This window comes from Enterobacter cloacae complex sp. 677-3DZ2D5B, assembly GCF_004136695.1.
Taxonomy (GTDB): Bacteria; Pseudomonadota; Gammaproteobacteria; order Enterobacterales; family Enterobacteriaceae; genus Enterobacter; species Enterobacter hormaechei_C.
Map to the genome: position 1 here is coordinate 127,621 of NZ_QFLS01000016.1, position 23,151 is coordinate 150,771.

The 23,151-nt window shown below is 54.9% G+C and carries 19 protein-coding genes and 4 tRNA genes; 19 read left to right on the forward strand and 4 right to left on the reverse strand.

What is annotated here, in order from left to right:
• Positions 1 to 16 precede the first annotated feature (16 nt).
• Entirely contained in the window at positions 17 to 838 is an 822-nt protein-coding gene (gene cysE / locus DD597_RS20700) for a serine O-acetyltransferase (protein WP_022646641.1), read from the forward strand.
• A 54-nt stretch (positions 839 to 892) separates the two neighbouring features.
• Here cysE and ppiC read toward each other — a convergent pair whose 3' ends face one another.
• A complete protein-coding gene (ppiC, locus tag DD597_RS20705; RefSeq protein WP_006812396.1) occupies positions 893 to 1,174 on the reverse strand; it encodes a peptidylprolyl isomerase PpiC in 282 nt (93 codons plus the stop codon).
• A gap of 85 nt (positions 1,175 to 1,259) precedes the next feature.
• Here ppiC and rep point away from each other — a divergent pair, with 85 nt between their 5' ends.
• A complete protein-coding gene (rep, locus tag DD597_RS20710; RefSeq protein ID WP_003860830.1) occupies positions 1,260 to 3,284 on the forward strand; it encodes a DNA helicase Rep in 2,025 nt (674 codons plus the stop codon).
• 50 nt (positions 3,285 to 3,334) lie between these two features.
• Here the strand turns inward: rep and gppA are convergent, their stop codons facing one another.
• Together gppA and rhlB are read right to left on the reverse strand one after the other, a co-directional pair.
• Positions 3,335 to 4,819 (reverse strand): guanosine-5'-triphosphate,3'-diphosphate diphosphatase, encoded by a 1,485-nt coding sequence (gene gppA, locus DD597_RS20715; protein ID WP_003860828.1) that lies wholly within the window; start codon positions 4,817 to 4,819, stop codon positions 3,335 to 3,337.
• Positions 4,820 to 4,825: 6 nt separating this feature from the next.
• Positions 4,826 to 6,094 carry an ATP-dependent RNA helicase RhlB gene (rhlB, locus tag DD597_RS20720; protein WP_003860827.1) on the reverse strand — a complete coding sequence of 423 codons (1,269 nt, stop codon included), beginning with the start codon at positions 6,092 to 6,094 and terminating at the stop codon, positions 4,826 to 4,828.
• 144 nt (positions 6,095 to 6,238) lie between these two features.
• Between rhlB and trxA the strand changes: the two genes are divergently transcribed.
• The 17 genes from trxA to DD597_RS20805 all read left to right on the forward strand — a co-directional run bounded on the left by trxA (position 6,239) and on the right by DD597_RS20805 (position 21,395).
• The gene (gene trxA, locus DD597_RS20725) at positions 6,239 to 6,568 is read left to right on the forward strand and encodes a thioredoxin TrxA (RefSeq protein WP_006812392.1); all 330 of its coding nucleotides are present in this window, start codon (positions 6,239 to 6,241) and stop codon (positions 6,566 to 6,568) included.
• Positions 6,569 to 6,909: 341 nt separating this feature from the next.
• Positions 6,910 to 8,169, forward strand: a complete 1,260-nt coding sequence (rho, locus tag DD597_RS20730) for a transcription termination factor Rho (protein WP_001054528.1) — start codon at positions 6,910 to 6,912, stop codon at positions 8,167 to 8,169.
• 242 nt (positions 8,170 to 8,411) lie between these two features.
• Positions 8,412 to 9,515 carry a UDP-N-acetylglucosamine--undecaprenyl-phosphate N-acetylglucosaminephosphotransferase gene (gene wecA, locus DD597_RS20735; RefSeq protein WP_001050933.1) on the forward strand — a complete coding sequence of 368 codons (1,104 nt, stop codon included), beginning with the start codon at positions 8,412 to 8,414 and terminating at the stop codon, positions 9,513 to 9,515.
• A gap of 13 nt (positions 9,516 to 9,528) precedes the next feature.
• Complete coding sequence (gene wzzE, locus DD597_RS20740) at positions 9,529 to 10,575, forward strand: ECA polysaccharide chain length modulation protein (protein WP_017383601.1); 1,047 nt, start codon at positions 9,529 to 9,531, stop codon at positions 10,573 to 10,575.
• Positions 10,576 to 10,631: 56 nt separating this feature from the next.
• On the forward strand, positions 10,632 to 11,762 hold the full coding sequence (wecB, locus tag DD597_RS20745) for a non-hydrolyzing UDP-N-acetylglucosamine 2-epimerase (protein WP_129256555.1): 1,131 nt from the start codon (positions 10,632 to 10,634) through the stop codon (positions 11,760 to 11,762).
• Positions 11,759 to 13,021: a UDP-N-acetyl-D-mannosamine dehydrogenase gene (gene wecC, locus DD597_RS20750; RefSeq protein WP_032661067.1), complete on the forward strand. Its 1,263-nt coding sequence runs from the start codon at positions 11,759 to 11,761 to the stop codon at positions 13,019 to 13,021. Before wecB ends, wecC begins: the two co-directional genes overlap by 4 nt.
• On the forward strand, positions 13,018 to 13,695 hold the full coding sequence (gene rffC / locus DD597_RS20755) for a dTDP-4-amino-4,6-dideoxy-D-galactose acyltransferase (protein WP_022650165.1): 678 nt from the start codon (positions 13,018 to 13,020) through the stop codon (positions 13,693 to 13,695). The genes wecC and rffC overlap by 4 nt, the downstream gene beginning before the upstream one ends.
• Positions 13,696 to 13,699: 4 nt before the next feature.
• Positions 13,700 to 14,830 (forward strand): dTDP-4-amino-4,6-dideoxygalactose transaminase, encoded by a 1,131-nt coding sequence (gene rffA, locus DD597_RS20760; RefSeq protein WP_022650166.1) that lies wholly within the window; start codon positions 13,700 to 13,702, stop codon positions 14,828 to 14,830.
• A gap of 1 nt (position 14,831) precedes the next feature.
• On the forward strand, positions 14,832 to 16,082 hold the full coding sequence (gene wzxE, locus DD597_RS20765; RefSeq protein ID WP_123060806.1) for a lipid III flippase WzxE: 1,251 nt from the start codon (positions 14,832 to 14,834) through the stop codon (positions 16,080 to 16,082).
• Positions 16,079 to 17,158 carry a TDP-N-acetylfucosamine:lipid II N-acetylfucosaminyltransferase gene (locus DD597_RS20770; RefSeq protein WP_129256556.1) on the forward strand — a complete coding sequence of 360 codons (1,080 nt, stop codon included), beginning with the start codon at positions 16,079 to 16,081 and terminating at the stop codon, positions 17,156 to 17,158. The genes wzxE and DD597_RS20770 overlap by 4 nt, the downstream gene beginning before the upstream one ends.
• Positions 17,155 to 18,507 (forward strand): ECA oligosaccharide polymerase, encoded by a 1,353-nt coding sequence (gene wzyE / locus DD597_RS20775; protein WP_003860820.1) that lies wholly within the window; start codon positions 17,155 to 17,157, stop codon positions 18,505 to 18,507. Before DD597_RS20770 ends, wzyE begins: the two co-directional genes overlap by 4 nt.
• Positions 18,508 to 18,519: 12 nt before the next feature.
• Positions 18,520 to 19,260 carry a lipopolysaccharide N-acetylmannosaminouronosyltransferase gene (gene wecG / locus DD597_RS20780; protein WP_022646653.1) on the forward strand — a complete coding sequence of 247 codons (741 nt, stop codon included), beginning with the start codon at positions 18,520 to 18,522 and terminating at the stop codon, positions 19,258 to 19,260.
• Between the two features lie 198 nt (positions 19,261 to 19,458).
• Positions 19,459 to 20,844: an amino acid permease gene (locus DD597_RS20785; protein WP_023315180.1), complete on the forward strand. Its 1,386-nt coding sequence runs from the start codon at positions 19,459 to 19,461 to the stop codon at positions 20,842 to 20,844.
• Between the two features lie 102 nt (positions 20,845 to 20,946).
• Positions 20,947 to 21,023: transfer RNA gene (locus tag DD597_RS20790), tRNA-Arg, on the forward strand.
• A 67-nt stretch (positions 21,024 to 21,090) separates the two neighbouring features.
• Positions 21,091 to 21,166, forward strand: a tRNA-His gene (locus DD597_RS20795).
• Positions 21,167 to 21,187: 21 nt separating this feature from the next.
• Positions 21,188 to 21,274, forward strand: a tRNA-Leu gene (locus DD597_RS20800).
• Between the two features lie 44 nt (positions 21,275 to 21,318).
• Positions 21,319 to 21,395: transfer RNA gene (locus DD597_RS20805), tRNA-Pro, on the forward strand.
• A gap of 505 nt (positions 21,396 to 21,900) precedes the next feature.
• On the opposite strand, the gene DD597_RS20810 is transcribed toward DD597_RS20805, so the two are convergent.
• Positions 21,901 to 23,112 carry a hypothetical protein gene (locus DD597_RS20810; protein ID WP_045346008.1) on the reverse strand — a complete coding sequence of 404 codons (1,212 nt, stop codon included), beginning with the start codon at positions 23,110 to 23,112 and terminating at the stop codon, positions 21,901 to 21,903.
• Positions 23,113 to 23,151: the final 39 nt, after the last annotated feature.

The following is a 23,151-nucleotide window of genomic DNA, read 5'->3' on the forward strand; positions in this document are numbered from 1 at the left end:
TCGTCTGGAGCAAGCAATGCCGTGTGAAGAACTGGATATCGTCTGGAATAATATTAAAGCCGAAGCCCGAGCTTTGGCCGACTGTGAGCCCATGCTGGCCAGTTTCTATCACGCGACGCTACTTAAGCACGAAAATCTCGGCAGCGCCCTGAGCTATATGCTCGCCAATAAACTGGCTTCCCCTATCATGCCTGCTATTGCCATTCGCGAGGTGGTGGAAGAGGCCTACGCCGCAGATCCGGAGATGATTGCTTCTGCCGCCTGCGACATTCAGGCCGTGCGCACGCGTGACCCGGCGGTGGATAAATACTCCACGCCGCTACTGTATCTCAAAGGATTCCACGCCTTACAGGCGTACCGCATCGGCCACTGGTTATGGAATGAGGGACGCCGCGCGCTGGCCATCTTTCTTCAAAACCAGGTTTCCGTGACCTTCCAGGTCGATATTCATCCGGCGGCGAAAATTGGCCGTGGGATCATGCTCGACCACGCCACCGGCATTGTTGTCGGTGAAACGGCGGTGATCGAAGATGACGTGTCGATCCTGCAATCCGTTACGCTGGGCGGTACCGGTAAAACCAGCGGCGATCGCCATCCGAAAATTCGTGAAGGGGTGATGATTGGCGCGGGTGCTAAAATCCTCGGCAATATTGAAGTCGGACGCGGCGCGAAGATTGGCGCGGGGTCGGTTGTGCTCCAGCCTGTACCGCCGCACACCACCGCCGCTGGCGTCCCGGCGCGCATCGTCGGTAAGCCAGACAGCGATAAGCCGTCGATGGATATGGATCAGCACTTTAACGGTATTCACCACACCTTCGAATACGGCGACGGCATCTGAACGCCGGAACAGCCAAATAAAAAAGCCCGGTGAGTCAATGCACCGGGCTTTTGATTAGTTGCGGTATAACACTTTGATAATGTGATAGCCGAACTGCGTATGCAGTGGGCCGGTTGGCTCCAGCACCGGGCAGGAGAAGACCACTTTATCAAACGCCGGGACCATCTGGCCCTGGCGGAACTCGCCTAAGTCACCACCGCGTTTGCCTGACGGGCAAATCGAGTGTTTCTTCGCCAGTTTGCCGAAGTCGGCGCCGTTTTTAATCTGTTCGAGCAGATCCTGTGCCAGTTTCTCTTCTTTAACAAGGATATGCAGTGCTGCTGCTGTTTTTGCCATGATCGTGCCTTGAGTCGACTAGTTTACGGTCGGTATACTACCACGCGTTTTTCCTCCTCTCCCGACTTTCATTGAGTGATCATTTATGCGTTTAAACCCCGGACAACAACAAGCTGTCGAATTCGTCACCGGACCCTGCCTGGTGCTGGCGGGAGCGGGATCCGGTAAAACACGCGTGATCACCAACAAAATCGCCCATTTAATTCGGGGTTGTGGATACCAGGCGCGCCATATCGCGGCGGTCACCTTTACCAACAAAGCGGCGCGTGAGATGAAAGAGCGCGTCGGCCAGACGCTGGGCCGTAAAGAGGCGCGCGGGCTGATGATCTCCACCTTCCACACGCTGGGTCTGGATATTATCAAGCGCGAATACGCGGCGCTGGGCATGAAGTCCAACTTTTCTCTCTTTGATGACACCGACCAGGTGGCGCTGCTTAAAGAGCTAACGGAAGGGCTGATCGAAGATGACAAAGTGCTGTTGCAACAGCTGATCTCGACGATCTCGAACTGGAAAAACGATCTGATGACGCCGGCCCAGGCAGCGGCAAGCGCCAAAGGCGAGCGCGACCGCATCTTTGCCCACTGTTATGGCCTGTACGACGCGCATATGAAAGCCTGTAACGTCCTGGATTTCGACGATCTGATCCTGCTGCCGACGCTGCTGCTTCAGCGGAATGAAGAGGTGCGCGAGCGCTGGCAGAACAAAATTCGTTACCTGCTGGTGGATGAATACCAGGATACCAACACCAGCCAGTACGAGCTGGTAAAGCTGCTGGTAGGGCAGCGTGCGCGCTTTACCGTCGTAGGCGATGACGATCAGTCGATTTACTCCTGGCGTGGCGCACGTCCGCAGAACCTGGTGCTGCTGAGCAAAGACTTCCCGGCGTTGCAGGTGATTAAACTGGAGCAGAACTACCGTTCCTCCGGGCGTATCCTGAAGGCGGCGAACATCCTGATTGCCAATAACCCGCACGTCTTTGAGAAGCGCCTGTTCTCCGAACTGGGTTACGGCACCGAGCTGAAAGTCCTTAGCGCCAATAACGAAGAGCACGAAGCGGAGCGCGTAACCGGCGAGCTGATTGCCCATCACTTCGTCAACAAAACTGAATACAAGGATTACGCGATCCTCTATCGCGGTAACCACCAGTCGCGCGTCTTTGAAAAGATGCTGATGCAGAACCGCATCCCCTACAAAATCTCCGGCGGTACGTCGTTCTTTTCGCGTCCGGAAATCAAGGATCTGCTGGCCTATCTGCGCGTGCTGACCAACCCGGATGACGACAGCGCTTTCCTGCGCATTGTAAATACGCCGAAGCGCGAGATTGGCTCTGCGACGCTGCAAAAGCTGGGTGAATGGGCGATGACCCGCAACAAAAGCCTGTTCACCGCCAGCTTCGATATGGGGCTGAGCCAGACCCTGACCGGGCGCGGCTATGAGGCCTTAACCCGCTTTACCCACTGGCTGGGTGAGGTGCAGCGTCTGGCTGAGCGCGAGCCTGTGGCGGCAGTACGCGATCTGATCCACGGCATTGATTACGAATCCTGGTTGTATGAAACCTCCGCCAGCCCGAAAGCGGCAGAGATGCGCATGAAAAACGTTAACCAGCTCTTCAGCTGGATGACCGAAATGCTTGAAGGATCTGAGATTGACGAGCCCATGACCCTGACGCAGGTGGTCACCCGCTTCACGCTGCGCGATATGATGGAGCGCGGGGAAAGCGAAGAAGAGGCCGATCAGGTTCAGCTGATGACGTTACATGCCTCGAAAGGGCTGGAGTTCCCTTATGTCTATCTGGTGGGGATGGAAGAGGGCCTATTGCCGCACCAGAGCAGCATTGATGAAGATAACGTCGACGAAGAGCGCCGTCTGGCCTACGTTGGGATCACCCGTGCGCAGAAAGAGCTGACGTTTACGCTGTGCAAAGAGCGCCGTCAGTATGGTGAGCTGGTGCGCCCGGAGCCGAGCCGTTTTCTGCTGGAGTTGCCTCAGGACGATCTTATCTGGGAGCAGGAGCGTAAAGTCATTACCGCTGAAGAGCGTATGCATAAAGGGCAGGCAAACGTGGCAAACATTCGCGCGATGCTGGCAAAAGCCAAAGAGAAGGGATAACTATTTGTAGGCCGGGTAAGGCGAAGCCTCCACCCGGCACGCTTCAAGGGTCACTTCACATCAAGCGCCCAGTGCACATAGCTCTGCCACTGGTACTCCTGCTCAATCAGTTCCGCCCCAAGCGGATGATCCTCAAGCCAGTTTTCCGGTAGCGTCAGCGTCAGTTTCTCATCGTCTGCCGCCAGCGTAATGGCTGGCAGCAAATCATCTCGACGCCGACTGGCAAACAGGATCGCCAGCCGAAGCAGACGACACAGATGCTCCGCCACGCGCGGCGGCACAGCGTTCTGCTGGTGAAGGGAAGAGAGATCGACGGCGTTAGTCTGATTCAGCAGCAGGGTGGCCAGTAGCTTCTTCTGGGCGGGCGTATAACCCGGCAAATCGAGATTACGCACCAGCCAGGCCGCGTGCAGCGGTGCCTGCTTGTACTCCACGCTGAGACCAATTTCATGTAGCGCACAGGCGCTTAGCAACAGATCGCGGCTTAACGGTTCAATATCCCAGCTTTTTTTCACCTGATCGGCAAACTGTGACGCCAGTTGACTCACTCTCTGCGCTTGGTCGGTATCCACAATAAAGCGGCGTTGAACGTTACGCAGCGTACGGCTACGGATGTCCTGATCGACCGACTGGTGCAGCATTCCGTAGACCAGACCTTCACGCAGCGCACCGCCTGCCAGGGTCATACACTGGATATTAAGCTCGGTGAAAATGGCAATCAGTATGGCGAGCCCACTGGGGAAAACCAGCGCGCGTTCAAGCGTCAGCCCTTCTATTTCAAGCTCTTCCAGACGACCACACTGGATGGCGCGCTGTTTAAGCTGCTGGAGTTTGGCAAGCGTGATCCGCTCGTCCATCCCCTGTGCCATCATGATTTCCTGCAACGCCTGCACGGTTCCGGACGCGCCGACACACACTTTCCAGCCATGATAGCGCAGTTCGTCCATGACCGGGCGCAGGACCGCACGCGCCGCGTTTTCCGCCTCGTCAAAATTCTCTTTGGCAAGGTTTCGATCGGTAAAGTAGCGTTCCAGCCAGGTCACACAGCCCATCGACAGGCTGAACAGTGACGTCGCCTGCGCGCCTGTGCCCGTGACCAGTTCGGTACTGGCGCCACCGATATCGACCACCAGACGACGATCGTCGCCGCCGGTCGTATGCGCCACACCCTGATAAATCAGACGCGCTTCTTCTTCACCGCTGATGACCTGCACCGGACAGCCCAGAATTTCCTGTGCTCTGGCAATGAAATCGCCAGCGTTAACCGCAAGACGTAGGGTCGCCGTGGCAACAACGCGAATTTGACTGAGCGGGATATCCTGTAAACGTTCTGCAAACAGACGCAGACACTGCCAGCCACGTTCCATGGCTTCCGGGGAGAGATGATTATCGCTGCTCAGGCCCGCCGCGAGGCGGACCTTGCGCTTAATGCGCGTCAGCGTTTGTATGCTTCCCGCCACCTCGCGCACAACCAGCATATGAAAACTATTCGAACCGAGATCAATTGCCGCATAAAGCGAGGTGGAGCTGAGCATATTTTCTTAACCTGAACGACGACGATTACGCGGTGCACCGCCGGAACGACGCGGGCCATTGCCGGAGCGTGGACGTGTAAGGCGCTTAGGTGGCGGCAACTCGCTTAACAGCGCTTCCGGATTGTATTTGCTCTGTGGAATAGAGTGACCGATGTAGGTCTCAATGGCCGGAAGGTTCAGCGCATACTCTTCACACGCAAGGCTGATGGAGTGACCGCTTGCGCCTGCACGACCAGTACGACCGATACGGTGTACATAGTCTTCACAGTCATCTGGCAGATCATAGTTAAAGACGTGCGTCACGGCTGGAATGTGCAGGCCACGGGCCGCCACGTCGGTCGCGACCAGAATATCAAGGTCGCCACGAGTAAATTCGTCGAGAATGCGCAGGCGTTTTTTCTGCGCCACGTCGCCGGTCAGCAGACCCACACGGTGACCATCTGCCGCCAGGTGTCCCCAGATATCTTCACAGCGGTGTTTGGTGTTCGCGAAGATAATCGCGCGATCCGGCCACTCTTCTTCGATCAGGGTTTGCAACAGGCGCATTTTCTCTTCATTAGAAGGATAAAAAAGCTCTTCTTTAATGCGGTGCCCGGTTTTCTGCTCCGGTTCTACTTCCACATATTCCGCATTGTTCATCTGCTCGAATGCGAGTTCACGTACGCGGTATGACAGGGTTGCGGAGAACAGCATGTTCAGACGCTGGTTTGCCGCAGGCATACGGCGGAACAGCCAGCGGATGTCTTTAATGAAGCCCAGATCGTACATGCGGTCTGCTTCATCCAGCACCACGACCTGGATTGCGCCGAGGTTGATATGGTTCTGTTTGGCGTAGTCGATAAGACGGCCGGTGGTCCCAATCAGGATATCGACGCCGCTTTCCAGTACTTTCAGCTGTTTATCGTAGCCGTCGCCGCCGTAGGCCAGGCCAAGTTTCAGGCCGGTGGCTTGCGCCAGGGGCTCAGCGTCTGCGTGGATCTGTACCGCCAGTTCTCGCGTCGGGGCCATAATTAGCGCGCGCGGCTGGTTAACTTTGCGGTCTGCAATCGCTGGGTGAGAAAGTAAATAATGAAACGTTGACGTTAAAAACGCCATCGTTTTGCCAGTACCGGTTTGCGCCTGCCCTGCAACATCGCGACCGGCCAGCGTCAGCGGCAGGGCGAGAGCCTGAATGGGCGTGCAGTTATGAAACCCTTTAGTTTCAAGGGCTTCGATCACCTTTGGGTGCAGGGCGAAGTCGGAAAACTTCTGTTCTGTTAAATGTGTTTTGCTCATAGTGTGGTAGAATATCAGCTTACTATTGCTTTACGAAAGCGTATCCGGTGAAATAAAGTCAACCTTTAGTTGGTTAATGCGACATCAACACGTCGTTGGTGGAGACAAAACCAACGTACCAGGCTTATTCCTGTGGAGTTATATATGAGCGATAAAATTATTCACCTGACTGACGACAGTTTTGACACGGACGTACTTAAAGCTGACGGGCTGATCCTCGTTGATTTCTGGGCTGAATGGTGTGGTCCTTGCAAAATGATCGCTCCGATTCTGGATGAAATCGCTGACGAATATCAGGGCAAACTGACCGTTGCCAAGCTGAACATCGACCAGAACCCGGGCACCGCGCCAAAATACGGTATCCGTGGCATCCCGACCCTGCTGCTGTTCAAGAACGGTGACGTGGCAGCGACCAAAGTGGGCGCACTGTCCAAAGGTCAACTGAAAGAGTTCCTGGACGCTAACCTGGCGTAAGGTTTCTCAGCTGAGCGTCCAGAGCGCCTAATTAACGGCGAGATCTGGACGCCCGGCTTTAGTCGTGCTAAGTTAGCTATGACTACGTTTTAAACATATCTTGTTGTTTGAATCTTGTTTTACCCGATACTTCCCGTTGTTAACATAAACAGTGCGTGAAGTTGCTAGATTCCGGGCTTGTCACTCAATCCGTCTTGTCGTTTCAGTTCTGCGTTCTTTCCCTGTGACCAGACAGCGAACAGACATGAGGTGATGGCCGCTAAACAGGCATGGATGACCCTGCCATACCATTCACAACATTAAGTTCGAGAATCACCCCGAGTTTAAGAACCCACACCATTATGAATCTTACCGAATTAAAGAATACGCCGGTTTCTGAGCTGATCACTCTCGGCGAAAATATGGGACTGGAAAACCAGGCTCGTATGCGCAAGCAGGACATCATTTTCGCCATCCTGAAGCAGCACGCTAAGAGTGGCGAAGATATCTTTGGCGACGGTGTGCTGGAGATACTGCAAGACGGATTTGGTTTCCTCCGCTCCGCAGACAGCTCCTACCTCGCCGGCCCTGACGACATCTACGTATCCCCTAGCCAAATCCGCCGTTTCAACCTCCGCACTGGTGACACCATTTCAGGTAAGATTCGTCCTCCAAAAGAGGGTGAACGCTACTTTGCGCTGTTGAAGGTTAACGAAGTCAACTACGACAAACCGGAAAACTCCCGCAATAAGATCCTGTTCGAGAACTTAACGCCGCTGCACGCGAACTCTCGCCTGCGCATGGAGCGTGGTAACGGGTCTACTGAAGACTTAACCGCGCGTGTGCTGGATCTGGCATCGCCAATTGGTCGTGGCCAGCGTGGTCTGATTGTAGCGCCGCCAAAAGCCGGTAAAACCATGCTGCTGCAAAACATCGCGCAGAGCATTGCTTACAATCACCCAGACTGTGTGCTGATGGTGCTGCTGATTGACGAACGTCCGGAAGAAGTGACCGAGATGCAGCGTCTGGTGAAAGGGGAAGTGGTTGCGTCTACCTTCGACGAGCCTGCTTCCCGCCACGTTCAGGTTGCGGAAATGGTTATCGAGAAGGCGAAACGCCTGGTTGAGCACAAGAAAGATGTGATCATCCTGCTCGACTCCATCACCCGTCTGGCGCGTGCCTACAACACCGTGGTGCCGGCTTCCGGTAAAGTACTGACCGGTGGTGTGGATGCCAACGCCCTGCATCGTCCGAAGCGTTTCTTCGGTGCGGCGCGTAACGTGGAAGAGGGCGGTAGCCTGACCATTATCGCGACGGCGCTGATCGATACCGGCTCCAAAATGGACGAAGTTATCTACGAAGAGTTCAAAGGTACAGGCAACATGGAACTGCACCTTTCTCGTAAAATCGCAGAAAAACGCGTCTTCCCGGCGATCGACTACAACCGTTCCGGTACCCGTAAAGAAGAGCTGCTTACCACTCAGGAAGAGCTTCAGAAAATGTGGATCCTGCGCAAAATCATCCATCCAATGGGCGAAATCGACGCAATGGAATTCCTCATCAACAAACTGGCGATGACCAAAACGAACGACGATTTCTTCGACATGATGAAACGCTCGTAACGCAAATAATCCCAGTAAACGCCACGTTTTTACGTGGCGTTTTTTATTTATGGACTATACGCTATTACCACACACTCCCAATTTTGACCTGTCGGTGCGACAATAAGAATGTTTGCACAGTCAAAGAAATAATTGATTGAAAAACATACAAAGGGAGTTGTGAGAAGCCATCTTTAATCCTTCTGAGGCAGAGGCTTCATGGTTATACTTCCGGGACTAACATTTGTTGAGAGCAATCCATTGTGAATCTACTCACTGCAGTAACTGAGCTGATCAGTATTTTTTTATTCACAACCTGTTTTTTGTTCATTGCGCGCAAGGTAGCAAAAAGAATTGGGTTAGTGGACAAACCGAACTTCCGTAAACGTCATCAGGGGCTTATTCCGCTGGTGGGCGGCATTTCGGTATACGCAGGCATCTGTTTCACATTCGGGATCGCGGATTATTATATCCCCCATGCCGCACTCTATCTGGCATGTGCCGGTGTGCTGGTACTGGTCGGCGCCCTTGATGATCGTTTTGATATCAGCGTGAAGTTCCGCGCGACGGTACAGGCGGCCATTGGCATCATTATGATGGTGGTAGGCGGCCTCTATCTCAGAAGCCTGGGCTACGTGTTTGGTCCCTGGGAGCTGGTGCTTGGGCCATTCGGCTTCTTCCTGACGCTGTTTGCCGTGTGGGCGGCTATCAACGCCTTTAACATGGTTGACGGTATAGACGGTCTGCTTGGTGGGCTGTCCTCTGTTTCGTTTGGCGCGATCGGCATCATCTTATGGTTTGACGGCCAGTACAGCCTGTCAATGTGGTGCTTTGCTATGATTGCCGCCATCCTGCCATACATCTGCCTGAACCTGGGTGTGTTAGGGCGTCGCTATAAAGTCTTTATGGGCGATGCGGGCAGTACCCTGATTGGCTTTACGGTTATCTGGGTCCTGCTGGAAACCACGCAGGGTAAAACGCACCCTATCAGCCCGGTAACGGCTCTCTGGATTATCGCCATCCCGCTGATGGACATGGTCGCTATTATGTACCGCCGTCTGCGTAAAGGAATGAGCCCGTTTTCTCCCGATCGGCAGCATATTCACCACCTGATTATGCGCGCCGGCTTCACGTCTCGTCAGGCATTTGTGTTGATTACGCTTGCGGCTGCTATTCTGGCTGCGATTGGCGTTGCCGCAGAATACGCACATTTCATTCCTGAATGGGTAATGTTGGTATTATTCTTGCTAGCATTTTTCATGTACGGTTACTGCATCAAGCGTGCATGGAAAGTCGCGCGTTTTATTAAACGTTTAAAACGCAGGATGCGTCGGAACAGTGGCAAAAACACAACATTAACTAAGTAAAACCGGGACTATGATGACTCAACCGTTGGCGGGAGCGAAATCAGTGGGCACTGAGAACGAGCTGGATATTCGTGGTTTGTTTCGCGTGTTATGGCAGGGCAAACTGTGGATTGTAGGGATTGCCCTGGGGTTCGCGCTGTTAGCGCTTGCTTACACCTTCTTTGCAAAACAAGAGTGGAGCGCCACGGCGATCACAGACCGACCAACGGTGAATATGCTTGGAGGCTACTACTCCCAGCAGCAATTCCTGCGTAATCTTGATATCAAGGCCAATCTGGCGACCCCGGATCAGGCCTCGGTGATGGATGAATCCTACAAAGAGTTTGTGATGCAGCTGGCGTCGTGGGATACACGTCGCGATTTCTGGTCCCAGACGGACTACTACAAGCAGCGCATGGTCGGTAACAGCAAAGCGGATGCCGCGCTGCTGGATGATCTGATTAATAACATTCAGTTTATGCCTGGCGATGTGCTTCGTAACGTTAGCGACAGCGTGAAGCTGATTGCGGAAACGGCGCCGGACGCCAATAACCTGTTGCGTCAGTACGTTGCTTTTGCCAGCCAGCGCGCGGCCAGTCATTTGAATGACGAGCTGAAAGGCGCCTGGGCTGCGCGCACTATCCAGATGAAAGCGCAGGTCAAACGCCAGGAAGAGGTCGCTAAGGCCATCTTCGCCCGTCGCGTGCATAATCTTGAGCAGGCGCTGAAGATTGCGGAACAGCACAATATTTCCCGTAGCGAAACGGATGTTCCGGCGGACGAACTCCCGGATTCAGAAATGTTCCTTCTTGGTCGCCCAATGCTTCAGGCTCGTCTGGAAAATATCCAGGCCGTTGGCCCTGACTTTGACCTTGATTACGACCAAAACCGCGCCATGCTCAATACGCTCAACGTCGGTCCAACGCTGGACCCGCGTTTTCAGACCTATCGTTATTTAAGAACGCCTGAAGAGCCTGTAAAACGCGATAGTCCGCGTCGCGCATTCCTGATGATCATGTGGGGGATTGTGGGCGCACTGACTGGCGCTGGCGTAGCGTTATTGCGTCGCCGCACAAACTAAGAACGCCGTCTACGATGAAGGCTGCGGCCTTCATCGTCTAATCGAAGAGAATCGATGTGAAAGTACTAACCGTATTTGGCACCAGGCCGGAGGCCATCAAGATGGCGCCTCTGGTTCATGCGCTGGCCAGAGATCCTGATATTGAAGCGAAAGTGTGCGTGACTGCCCAGCACCGTGAGATGCTCGATCAGGTCTTAACCCTCTTTTCTATCGTCCCGGATTACGATCTCAATATAATGAAACCGGGACAGGGACTGACGGAAATCACCTGCCGTATTCTGCAAGAATTAAAGCCTATTCTGGAGTCGTTCAAGCCGGATGTAGTGCTGGTGCACGGCGACACCACCACTACCGTGGCAACCAGCCTGGCCGCGTTCTATCAGCGTATCCCCGTTGGTCATATTGAAGCGGGTCTGCGTACCGGCAATCTCTATTCCCCGTGGCCGGAAGAGGCCAACCGTACGCTCACCGGTCACCTGGCGATGTACCATTTTGCGCCAACCGAGAACTCACGCCAAAACCTGCTGCGCGAAAATATCAGCAACAGCAAGATCTTCGTCACCGGCAATACGGTCATTGATGCGCTGATTTGGGTGCGTGACCGCGTGCTGGCTAACAGCGAGCTTCAGGCAGAACTTGCTGCGCGCTATCCGTTCCTGAACAACGGCAAGAAAACGATTCTGGTGACGGGCCACCGCCGCGAAAGCTTTGGCCGTGGCTTTGAGCAAATCTGCCACGCGCTGGCTGAAATCGCCGCGCAGAACGAGGATGTGCAGATTGTCTATCCGGTGCACCTCAACCCGAACGTCAGCGAACCGGTCAACCGTATCCTGGGTCACGTGGAAAACGTGCTCCTGATCGAGCCGCAGGACTATCTGCCATTTGTCTGGCTGATGAACCACGCCTGGCTGATCCTGACCGATTCTGGCGGCATTCAGGAAGAGGCGCCTTCACTCGGTAAGCCGGTACTGGTGATGCGTGAAACCACCGAACGCCCGGAAGCGGTCACTGCTGGTACCGTGCGTCTGGTGGGAACGGATCCGCGTCGTATTGTCGAAGAGGTCACGCGCTTACTGCATGACGATGAAGAGTATCAGGCGATGAGCCGGGCCCACAATCCGTACGGTGACGGGCAGGCTTGTGGTCGTATTTTGCACGCACTTAAACACAATCGGGTAACGCTATGAGTTTTACTACCATCTCTGTTGTTGGTCTTGGCTATATCGGGCTGCCTACTGCGGCGGCCTTTGCCTCTCGTCAAAAGCAGGTCGTTGGCGTAGATATCAACGCGCACGCGGTGGAAACCATCAACCGTGGCGAAATTCATATCGTGGAGCCCGATCTCGATCGCGTGGTGAAAAAGGCGGTGGACGGTGGCTTCCTGCGCGCCAGCACCACGCCGGTAGAAGCCGATGCGTACCTGATTGCGGTTCCAACACCCTTTAAAGGCGATCATGAGCCTGACATGGTTTACGTCGAGGCGGCGGCAAAATCCATTGCGCCTGTGCTGAAGAAAGGGGCGCTGGTTATCCTTGAGTCCACTTCACCTGTTGGGGCAACCGAGCAGATGGCACAGTGGCTGGCCGAGGCGCGTCCCGATCTTAGCTTCCCCCAGCAGGTGGGCGACCAGGCCGATATCAATATCGCCTACTGCCCTGAGCGCGTACTGCCAGGCCAGGTGATGGTGGAACTGATTAAAAATGACCGCGTGATTGGCGGCATGACGCCAGTCTGCTCCACGCGCGCCAGCGAGCTGTATAAAATTTTCCTTGAAGGCGAATGTGTGGTGACCAACTCCCGCACCGCCGAGATGTGCAAACTGACCGAAAACAGCTTCCGCGACGTTAACATCGCGTTTGCGAATGAACTGTCGTTGATTTGCGCCGATCAGGGGATTAACGTCTGGGAACTTATTCGCCTTGCCAACCGTCACCCCCGCGTGAACATCCTTCAGCCGGGGCCGGGCGTGGGTGGGCACTGCATCGCGGTCGATCCGTGGTTTATCGTGGCGCAAAATCCGGAACAGGCACGCCTGATTCGCACCGCGCGCGAAGTAAACGACCATAAACCGCACTGGGTTATCAACCAGGTCAAAGCCACGGTCGCGGATTGCCTGGCCGACAGCGGCAAACGCGCCAGTGAACTGAAAATTGCCTGCTTTGGTCTGGCATTCAAACCGAATATTGACGATCTGCGCGAAAGCCCGGCGATGGAAATTGCCGAAATGATCGCTGCCTGGCACAGCGGTGAAACGCTGGTGGTTGAGCCGAATATTCATGCGTTGCCGGCAAAACTTGCCGGTCACTGCACCCTTACCGCCCTGGATGACGCGCTGGCGACGGCGGATGTGCTGGTGCTGCTGGTGGATCACAATGCGTTTAAAGCGGTTTCCGGTGATGCCGTACGTCAGCAGTATGTTGTTGATACCAAAGGCGTGTGGCGTTGAGTATCCTCAACGGCGTGCTGGAGTCTCTTGAGTGGGAAAGCGCATTTTTTGCGCGTCCCTCAGCGATAGTGCGTCTGCGCGACAATGCCCCTGCGTTGCAGGATGCAGACTTCAGCGCCTGGCAGCGCGTACAGGCTAAGATCCCGGCGGACCGCGCCGATCTGCTGGACGCCCTCCAGCAGCACGGATTCCGGCTGGTCGAGGGCGAGGTTGATCTCTCTGTTACCGTGGCGCGCTACGCCTCACCGGGCGCGGAAATTGCAACGGAGCAGGATATCCCCACGCTGCGCAAGATGGCGGCGCTGGCCTTCGCTCAGAGCCGTTTCCGGGCGCCCTGGTATGCGCCCGATGACAGCGGTCGCTTTTATGCTCAGTGGATAGAGAATGCGGTCAAAGGCACGTTTGACCACGTATGTCTGGTGTTCCGTACTGACGGGGGACAGATTCAGGGTTTTGTTTCGCTTCGCAGGCTCACCGAGCACGAGGCGCGCATCGGATTGTTAGCCGGGCGCGGCATGGGCGAGAAACTCATGCAGGCGGCGCTGCACTGGGCGGAGCAACAACAGGTATCGACGCTGCGGGTCGCAACCCAGATGGGCAACACCGCTGCGCTTAAACGTTATATTGCGAGTGGTGCCAGCATCGACGCCACCGCCTACTGGTTATACAGGTGACAAGATGATTCCATTTAACGCGCCTCCCGTTGTGGGCACTGAACTTGATTACATGCAGTCGGCTATGGGCAGCGGCAAGCTCTGTGGCGACGGCGGTTTTACCCGCCGCTGCCAGCAGTGGATGGAGCAACGTTTTCACAGTGCCAAGGTGCTGCTGACGCCGTCCTGTACCGCATCGCTCGAGATGGCGGCGCTGCTGCTGGATATCCAGCCTGGCGATGAAGTGATCATGCCGAGCTACACCTTCGTCTCCACGGCGAACGCGTTTGTCCTGCGCGGGGCGAAAATCGTGTTTGTGGATATCCGTCCGGATACCATGAACATCGACGAAACGCTGATTGAAGCGGCGATCACTGACAAAACGCGGGCGATTGTGCCGGTGCATTACGCGGGCGTGGCCTGTGAGATGGACACCATCATGGCCATCGCCAAAAAGCACAACCTGTTTGTGGTGGAAGACGCCGCGCAGGGCGTGATGTCCACCTACAAAGGTCGCGCGCTGGGCACCATTGGTCATATCGGCTGCTTTAGCTTCCACGAAACCAAAAACTACACCGCAGGCGGCGAAGGTGGCGCGACGTTGATTAACGATCGTGCCCTGGTGGAGCGTGCGGAAGTGATCCGTGAAAAAGGGACCAACCGCAGCCAGTTCTTCCGCGGTCAGGTAGATAAGTACACCTGGCGCGATATCGGCTCAAGCTACCTGATGGCGGATTTGCAGGCCGCGTATCTCTGGGCGCAGCTGGAAGCGGCAGAGCGAATCAATCTGCAACGCCTCTCCCTGTGGCAAACCTACTACGACGCGCTGGAGCCGCTGGCAAAAGCCGGACGTATTGAACTGCCGACTGTTCCGGCAGACTGCATCCACAACGCTCACATGTTCTACATCAAGCTGCGCGATAACGACGATCGCAGCAAGCTGATTGCCTGGCTGAAAGAGGCGGAAATTATGGCGGTATTCCACTATATTCCGCTGCACTCCAGCCCGGCTGGCGAAGCCTTCGGGATGTTTGCCGGTGAAGACCGTTACACCACCAAAGAGAGCGAACGTCTGCTCCGCCTGCCCCTGTTCTACAACCTCGCGCCGGTGAACCAGCGTACGGTGATCAATTCGCTTCTGAGTTATTTCGCCTGATATGTCTCTGGCAAAAGCGTCGGTGTGGACGGCAGCGTCCACGCTAGTAAAAATTGGCGCCGGGTTACTGGTCGTCAAGCTGCTGGCCGTCTCATTTGGTCCGTCAGGCGTTGGGCTGGCAGGGAACTTCCGCCAGCTGGTCACGGTGCTTGGCGTGCTGGCGGGAGCTGGGATATTCAATGGCGTCACCAAATACGTCGCGCAGCATCATGACGATGCCGAAAAGCTCCGCACGGTGGTGGGCACCTCCTCGGCTATGGTGCTGGGCTTCTCTACGTTGCTGGCCGTCGTCTTTTTGCTGGCGGCGGCACCCATCAGCCAGGGGCTGTTCGGACACACGCATTATCAGGGGCTGGTGCGCCTGGTGGCGCTCGTTCAGATGGGGATCGCCTGGGCAAACCTGCTGCTGGCGCTGATGAAAGGCTTCCGTGATGCCGCCGGGAATGCGCTGGCGCTGATCCTCGGCAGCATCATCGGCGTTATCGCCTACTACTTTTGCTATCGGCTGGGCGGCTATGAAGGCGCGCTGCTGGGGCTGGCGCTGGTGCCTGCGCTCGTTGTCATTCCGGCAGCGTTTATGCTGATGCGCAGAGGCAATGTCCCGCTGAATTACCTGAAACCGCAGTGGGACAAGATGCTGGCGGGGCAGCTCGGTAAGTTTACCCTGATGGCGCTCATCACTTCGGTAACGCTTCCCGTTGCCTACGTGATGATGCGAAACCTGCTGGCAGCGCATTACAGCTGGGATGAAGTGGGGATCTGGCAGGGCGTGAGCAGCATTTCAGATGCTTACCTCCAATTTATTACGGCTTCCTTTAGCGTCTATTTACTGCCAACCTTATCGCGCCTGACTTCCAGGCAGGATATTACCCGCGAGATTTTTCGCTCCCTGCGTTTTGTGTTGCCGGCGGTTGCGATCGCCAGCTTTACCGTCTGGTTAATGCGTGATTTCGCCATCTGGCTGCTGTTTTCGGCGAAGTTTACCGCCATGCGCGATCTGTTTGCCTGGCAACTGGTCGGCGATGTGCTGAAAGTGGGGGCATACGTTTTCGGCTATCTGGTGATTGCGAAGGCTTCGCTGCGGTTGTATATCCTGGCAGAGATCGGCCAGTTTGCGCTGCTGACGGCATTTTCTCACTGGCTGATCCCCACCCACGGTGCGCTGGGGGCGGCTCAGGCCTATATGGCAACTTATATCGTTTATTTCGCTGCCTGTTGCGGCGTATTTTTACTTTGGCGTAAACGCGCATGACTGCACTGATACACATACTGGGATCGGATATCCCGCATCACAACCAGACCGTTCTACGTTTCTTCAATGATGAACTGGCATCCGGCACGCCCGATGCGCGCGAGTTTATGGTCGTTGGACGCGATAACGGTCTGAGCGCGGCGTGTCCGGCATTGCACATCACCTTCTGGCCAGACAAAGCGGCGCTGACCAAAGCCGTTGTCGCGAAAGCTAAAGCGGACCGAAGCCAGCGTTTCTTCTTCCACGGACAGTTCAATACTGGCCTGTGGCTGGCGCTGTTAAGCGGCGGGATAAAACCTTCCCAGTTCAGCTGGCATATCTGGGGAGCGGATCTCTACGAAGTCTCCCGTGGCTGGAAATTCCGTCTTTTCTATCCGCTGCGTCGTCTGGCCCAGGCGCGCGTGGGCTGCGTTTTTGCTACCCGTGGCGATCTCAACTATTTTGCTAAACAGCACCCGAAGGTTCGCGGGGGGCTGCTCTATTTTCCGACCCGTATGGATCCTGCGCTGAACACCCTGGCGAATGACGCGGTTCGTGAGGGCAAACTGACCATCCTGGTGGGAAATTCCGGCGATCGCAGTAACGAGCATGTCGCGGCGCTGCGGGCGGTGCATCAGCAGTTTGGCGATACGGTGAACGTAGTGGTGCCGATGGGCTATCCCGCCAATAACGACGCCTACATCAATGACGTTCGCCAGCAGGGGCTTGCGCTGTTTAGCGCGGAAAATCTGCACATTCTCAACGATAAGCTGGAATTTGATGACTATCTCGCGCTCCTGCGAAAATGCGATCTGGGCTATTTCATCTTTGCCCGTCAGCAGGGGATTGGTACGCTGTGTCTGCTGATTCAGGCGGGCGTACCGTGCGTGCTCAACCGCGAAAACCCGTTCTGGCAGGACATGGCCGAACAGCATATTCCTGTGCTGTTTACCTCTGACACGCTTAATGTCGAGGTAGTACGGGAAGCGCAGCGTCAGCTCACGCTGGTGGATAAAAATAGCATCGACTTTTTCAGCCCGAACTACCTCACGCCGTGGCACCACGCGCTGCGTATTGCTTCAGGAGACAACGCATGAGCCAGTTGCAATTTAGCGGCTTGCTGGTGGTCTGGCTGCTGAGCACGCTGTTTATCGCCACGCTCACCTGGTTTGAGTTCCGGCGCGTACGTTTTAACTTCAACGTTTTCTTCTCGCTGCTGTTTTTGCTGACCTTTTTCTTTGGCTTCCCGCTGACCAGCATCCTCGTGTTCCGCTTTGATGTTGGCGTCGCTCCGCCGGAAATCTTGTTGCAGGCACTGCTCTCTGCGACCTGCTTCTACGCGGTGTATTACGTCACCTATAAAACGCGCCTGCGCGCGGCGAAAGACACCGCACCCCGTCGTGCGCTGTTTACCATGAACCGGGTAGAAACCCATCTGACGTGGGTTATGCTGATGACCATCGCCCTCGTCAGCGTGGCGATTTTCTTCATGCATAACGGCTTTTTACTGTTTAAGTTACAGTCCTATAGCCAGATTTTCTCCGCCGAAGTCTCCGGCGTCGCGCTCAAGCGTTTCTTCTATTTCTTCATTCCGGCGATGCTGGTGGTCTTTTTCCTGCGTCAGGACAGCAAAGCCTGGCTGTTCTTCCTGGTCAGCACCGTCGCATTTGGCATTCTGACCTACATGATCGTCGGCGGCACCCGCGCCAACATCATTATCGCCTTCGCGATTTTCCTGTTTATCGGCATTATTCGCGGCTGGATCTCGCTGTGGATGCTGGCGGCGGCAGGCGTCTTTGGCATTGTGGGGATGTTCTGGCTGGCGCTGAAGCGCTACGGACTGAACGTGGCCGGCGACGAAGCGTTTTATACCTTCCTGTATCTGACGCGCGATACCTTCTCGCCGTGGGAAAACCTGGCTTTACTGCTGCAAAACTACGACAAAATCGAATTCCAGGGGCTGGCGCCGATTGTTCGCGATTTCTATGTCTTTATACCGACGTGGCTGTGGCCTGACCGTCCCGGTATTGTCCTGAACACGGCGAACTACTTTACCTGGGAAGTGCTGAACAACCATTCGGGACTGGCAATTTCCCCAACCCTGATTGGCTCGCTGGTAGTGATGGGCGGAACGTGGTTTATCCTGCCGGGCGCGATCGCGGTCGGGTTGATAATAAAATGGTTCGACTGGCTATATACGCTGGGTAACGAAGAGACCAACCGCTACAAAGCCGCTGTTTTGCACAGTTTCTGTTTCGGTGCCATTTTCAATATGATCGTTCTGGCGCGCGAGGGGCTGGATTCATTCGTCTCACGCGTGGTGTTCTTTATGGTCGTTTTCGGACTCTGTCTGCTGCTGGCAAAACTGCTGTACTGGTTGTTTGACAGTGCAGGGCTTGTGCACAGACGTGAGCCACAGGGCAGCACAACGCTGTCGCAAGTCTGAGTAGGGATTATCATGACGGATACAACTTCAGCCCCGCGTTATGCGCTGCGCGGGCTACAGCTGATTGGCTGGCGTGACATGCAGCACGCGCTGGATTTCCTGTTCGCGGACGGGCAGATGAAATCGGGCACGCTGGTGGCCATCAACGCAGAAAAAATGCTGGCGGTTGAAGATAATGCGGAAGTGAAAAGCCTGATTGAAGCCGCGGAGTTTAAATACGCAGACGGTATTAGCGTGGTGCGTTCAATTCGTAAAAAGTTTCCAGACGCTAATGTGTCTCGCGTGGCGGGAGCTGACCTTTGGGAGCGGCTTATGGAACGCGCAGGCGCTGAAGGCACACCGGTATTTTTGATCGGCGGCAAGCCAGAGGTGCTGGCGCAGACCGAACAAAAGCTGCGTAACCAGTGGAATGTTAACATCGTGGGCAGTCAGGATGGCTATTTCAGGCCGGAAGATCGCCAGGCGTTATATGAGCGCGTGCGCGACAGCGGGGCGAAAATTGTCACTGTCGCCATGGGGTCGCCGCGGCAGGAAATTCTGATGCGCGATTGCCGTCTGGTCAGCCCGGATGCGCTCTATATGGGCGTCGGCGGCACCTACGACGTCTTTACCGGCCACGTTAAGCGTGCGCCCAAAGTCTGGCAAAACCTGGGGCTGGAGTGGCTCTACCGCCTGCTCTCTCAACCGACGCGTATCAAACGACAGATTCGTCTTCTGCGCTACCTCGCCTGGCACTACACCGGGAAAATGTAATCAATATGCAGCGCGATCTGCTGTTCGCGCTGCAACGCCCCCTGCAAAGCTGCTGAATTTCTGTGCAATGCATTCATTTTTTTAATGCATTGTTTGCCATTTGCCAGAATTTAAGAAACCATTCGCTCCGTATTTCAGTACCCCTCAAAAACAATACCCGGCAATAAGTCGGGAAACAGCAAACACAACCGAGGAATTATGGCAGAGAAAAAACCGGAGCTTCAGCGTGGGCTGGAAGCTCGACATATTGAATTGATCGCGCTAGGCGGGACTATCGGCGTTGGCCTGTTTATGGGCTCGGCAAGCACGCTGAAATGGGCGGGGCCTTCCGTCCTGCTGGCGTATATTATTGCCGGACTGTTCGTCTTCTTCATCATGCGCTCAATGGGCGAAATGCTGTTCCTGGAGCCGGTAACGGGCTCTTTCGCCGTTTACGCCCACCGGTATATGAGCCCGTTCTTTGGTTATCTCACGGCCTGGTCGTACTGGTTTATGTGGATGGCCGTCGGGATTTCGGAGATCACCGCCATCGGGGTCTACGTGCAGTTCTGGTTCCCGGAGATGGCCCAGTGGATACCCGCGCTTATTGCCGTAGGGCTAGTGGCGCTGGCGAACCTTGCCGCCGTTCGTCTTTACGGTGAAATCGAATTCTGGTTTGCGATGATCAAAGTTACCACCATCATCGTGATGATTGTTGTGGGTCTGGGTGTCATCTTCTTTGGCTTCGGTAACGGCGGGCACGCTGTCGGTTTCGGTAACCTGACCGGGCACGGCGGCTTCTTTGCGGGTGGCTGGAAGGGATTTCTGACGGCGCTCTGTATCGTTGTCGCCTCCTATCAGGGCGTTGAGCTGATCGGCATTACCGCCGGTGAGGCGAAAAACCCGCAGGTCACACTGCGTAGCGCGGTAGGCAAGGTGCTGTGGCGTATCCTGATTTTCTATGTGGGCGCGATCTTCGTTATCGTGACCATTTTCCCATGGAACGAGATCGGCACCACCGGCAGCCCGTTTGTCTTAACTTTCGCTAAGATTGGCATCACGGCGGCAGCCGCCATTATCAACTTTGTGGTACTGACGGCGGCGCTTTCCGGCTGTAACAGCGGAATGTACAGCTGTGGGCGTATGCTTTACGCGCTCTCGCAAAACAAACAGCTGCCGGCTGTGATGGGCAAAGTCTCCCGCGTAGGTGTACCGGTGGCGGGCGTAGCGGTGTCGATTGTGATTTTGCTGATTGGCTCTTGCCTGAACTATATCATCCCAAATCCGCAGCGCGTGTTTGTTTACGTCTATAGCGCCAGCGTGCTGCCGGGGATGGTACCGTGGTTTGTCATTTTGATTAGCCAGTTGCGTTTCCGGCAGGCGCACAAAAAAGCGATCGCCAGCCATCCGTTCCGCTCCATTCTGTTCCCGTATGCGAACTATTTGACGATGGCGTTCCTGATTTGCGTATTAATTGGAATGTACTTTAATGAAGATACCCGCATGTCGCTGTTTGTCGGGATGATCTTCCTGGCTGCCGTCACAGCTGCATATAAACTTTTTGGCCTGGGTCGCCGTGGCTCCGCCCATAAAGTGGAGGAATAAGCGGCAAAATGTGCAAACCATAACCAAACGCGCATTTTTTTCAAAAAAGCACTAGACAGCGGGGACGGAGGTACGTAATATCCAGCCCCGCAACGGCGCTAAGCGCCCGTAGCTCAGCTGGATAGAGCGCTGCCCTCCGGAGGCAGAGGTCTCAGGTTCGAATCCTGTCGGGCGCGCCATTTTAGTCCCGGCGCTAGAGCTGCGGTGGTCTGAGAAGTAGTCAGAACCGCGTGAAAGAATACAGTGGTGGCTATAGCTCAGTTGGTAGAGCCCTGGATTGTGATTCCAGTTGTCGTGGGTTCGAATCCCATTAGCCACCCCATTATTGAAAGAGTTGTGAATTGCGAAGGTGGCGGAATTGGTAGACGCGCTAGCTTCAGGTGTTAGTGTTCTTACGGACGTGGGGGTTCAAGTCCCCCCCCTCGCACCACGACTTTTAATGAGTTGAACTAAAAATTCAAAAAAGCAGTACATCGGCGAGTAGCGCAGCTTGGTAGCGCAACTGGTTTGGGACCAGTGGGTCGGAGGTTCGAATCCTCTCTCGCCGACCAATTTTGAACCCCGCTTCGGCGGGGTTTTTTGTTTTCTGCGTTTTTTTATCCTGTAGTCATTTCCCGACAACACCCCATATCCTTGTCGCGATTCAGCGACATATAAACCATTAATATTTAAGTATTTATTATTTCACCTCTTAACCTGTCTCCTTGTGGCGACAGATCACCGACTTTAGCGCGATGTTGTATGGCTTCAGGCGGTTCTTAACAACATAATTTCCTTTTATCTTAAAATGTTGCGCGATGTAAAAGTTCTGCGTGTAAACCTGGCACATTACATGCAATAATATGCGTGTAGATGCTCATTCCATCTCTTATGTTCGCCTTAAGGCCTCATAAACTCAGGAATGACGCAGAGCCGTTTACGGTGCTTATCGTCCACTGACAGATGTCGCTTCGGCCTCATCAGACACCATGGACACAACGTTGAGTGAAGCACCAAATATGTTGTCTTACAGACCTGTTTTAACGCCTGCTTTTATAGCAGGCGTTTTTTTATGCCTTATTCACGATAATGGGCCAGGACCAGCGCCACTAACAGCAGAGCGATAGCAGAGACAGCATATAGCGTCTGAGCCGCTCCCAATATCGTCGCCGTCATTGCGGCGAGGCCCGTAAAAAGGGAAGCGCTCAACGTTTGCCAGCGCCAGGCCTTACCGCTGGCAGCGGATATCTGTATAGCCTGAAAATTACTCAGTACCCCAAACGTACCCGCCGCAAAAACGATATTCGACGCCAGATGCGCGATAAAGATCATCCCCAGCGCAAGCACGACCCATGCGGATAAAAACGGAAGCAACCCATAGGCTGCCAGAAAAAGAGCAAGACAGCTAAGTAGCAAAGGCGTTCTTGCTGCAAAGCGCGTCAGACTCTCTTTTCTGAGCAGCAAGGGGCCACAAAGCTGTCCCAGGCTTCTGGCAAAAAGCAAGGGCAGCGCAAGCCCAGCGGCATTCTCGGGATTGATCTGCTGCGCCAGTGCTGGCAGCAACGCCATTGCAGGCGAGCCTACGGCAGCAAGGGCAGGCAAAATCAGCAAACTGCGTTTTTGTCGAAGGGTCAGAGTTTGCCAGCGCAATGCCACAGGTTGAGGGTCCCCGACAGGCAACGGTGCTGGACGCGCTACATACTGGCGTTCTGCGAGAAACAGCATGACCAGCGATCCCATAAAACTGGCGGCGTCGATGACCAGTAAGGCGAAGACCGGGATGCGCTGGAACAACACCACACCCAGCCCGGTTCCTAACAAAACCTGGGAGGCAAAAATCACATTTTCCAGACACGTTGCCGCAGGCAGTTCTGCCTCATGCAGTCCGCGTTTAAACAGAAGCGTTAACGCAGGCCAGCTCATCCCGCTCAGCAACGCTTCTGTGGATTGCACCGCAAGCAGCGCCGGTATGCTGTGGTAATGTGCGCCTGAAAGGGGAAAGAGCAGGGCGAGCAAGCCCAGCCATTCGGTCAGCATCAACAGGTAGAGAGGTGAAAACCGCTGGCACAGCTTTTCACCAATCAGGCTGCCGATAAAACCGGGCACCGTAGCAAAAAGGAAGGCGAGGGTTAACAGCGCTGACGGGGCTGACCACTGTAACAATAATCCGAAAACAACAACCTGAGTTAAGCCATTACCCAGGGAGCTAAAGATAAAGGCGCAGGCCAGCAGGCGGAGCCAGCGATAGCACCGCAGCGCTTCGAAAAGCGCATATAAAAGCGAGTTCATGACGATATCCTTTCAGAAACGGTTTATTCCACGCGGGTA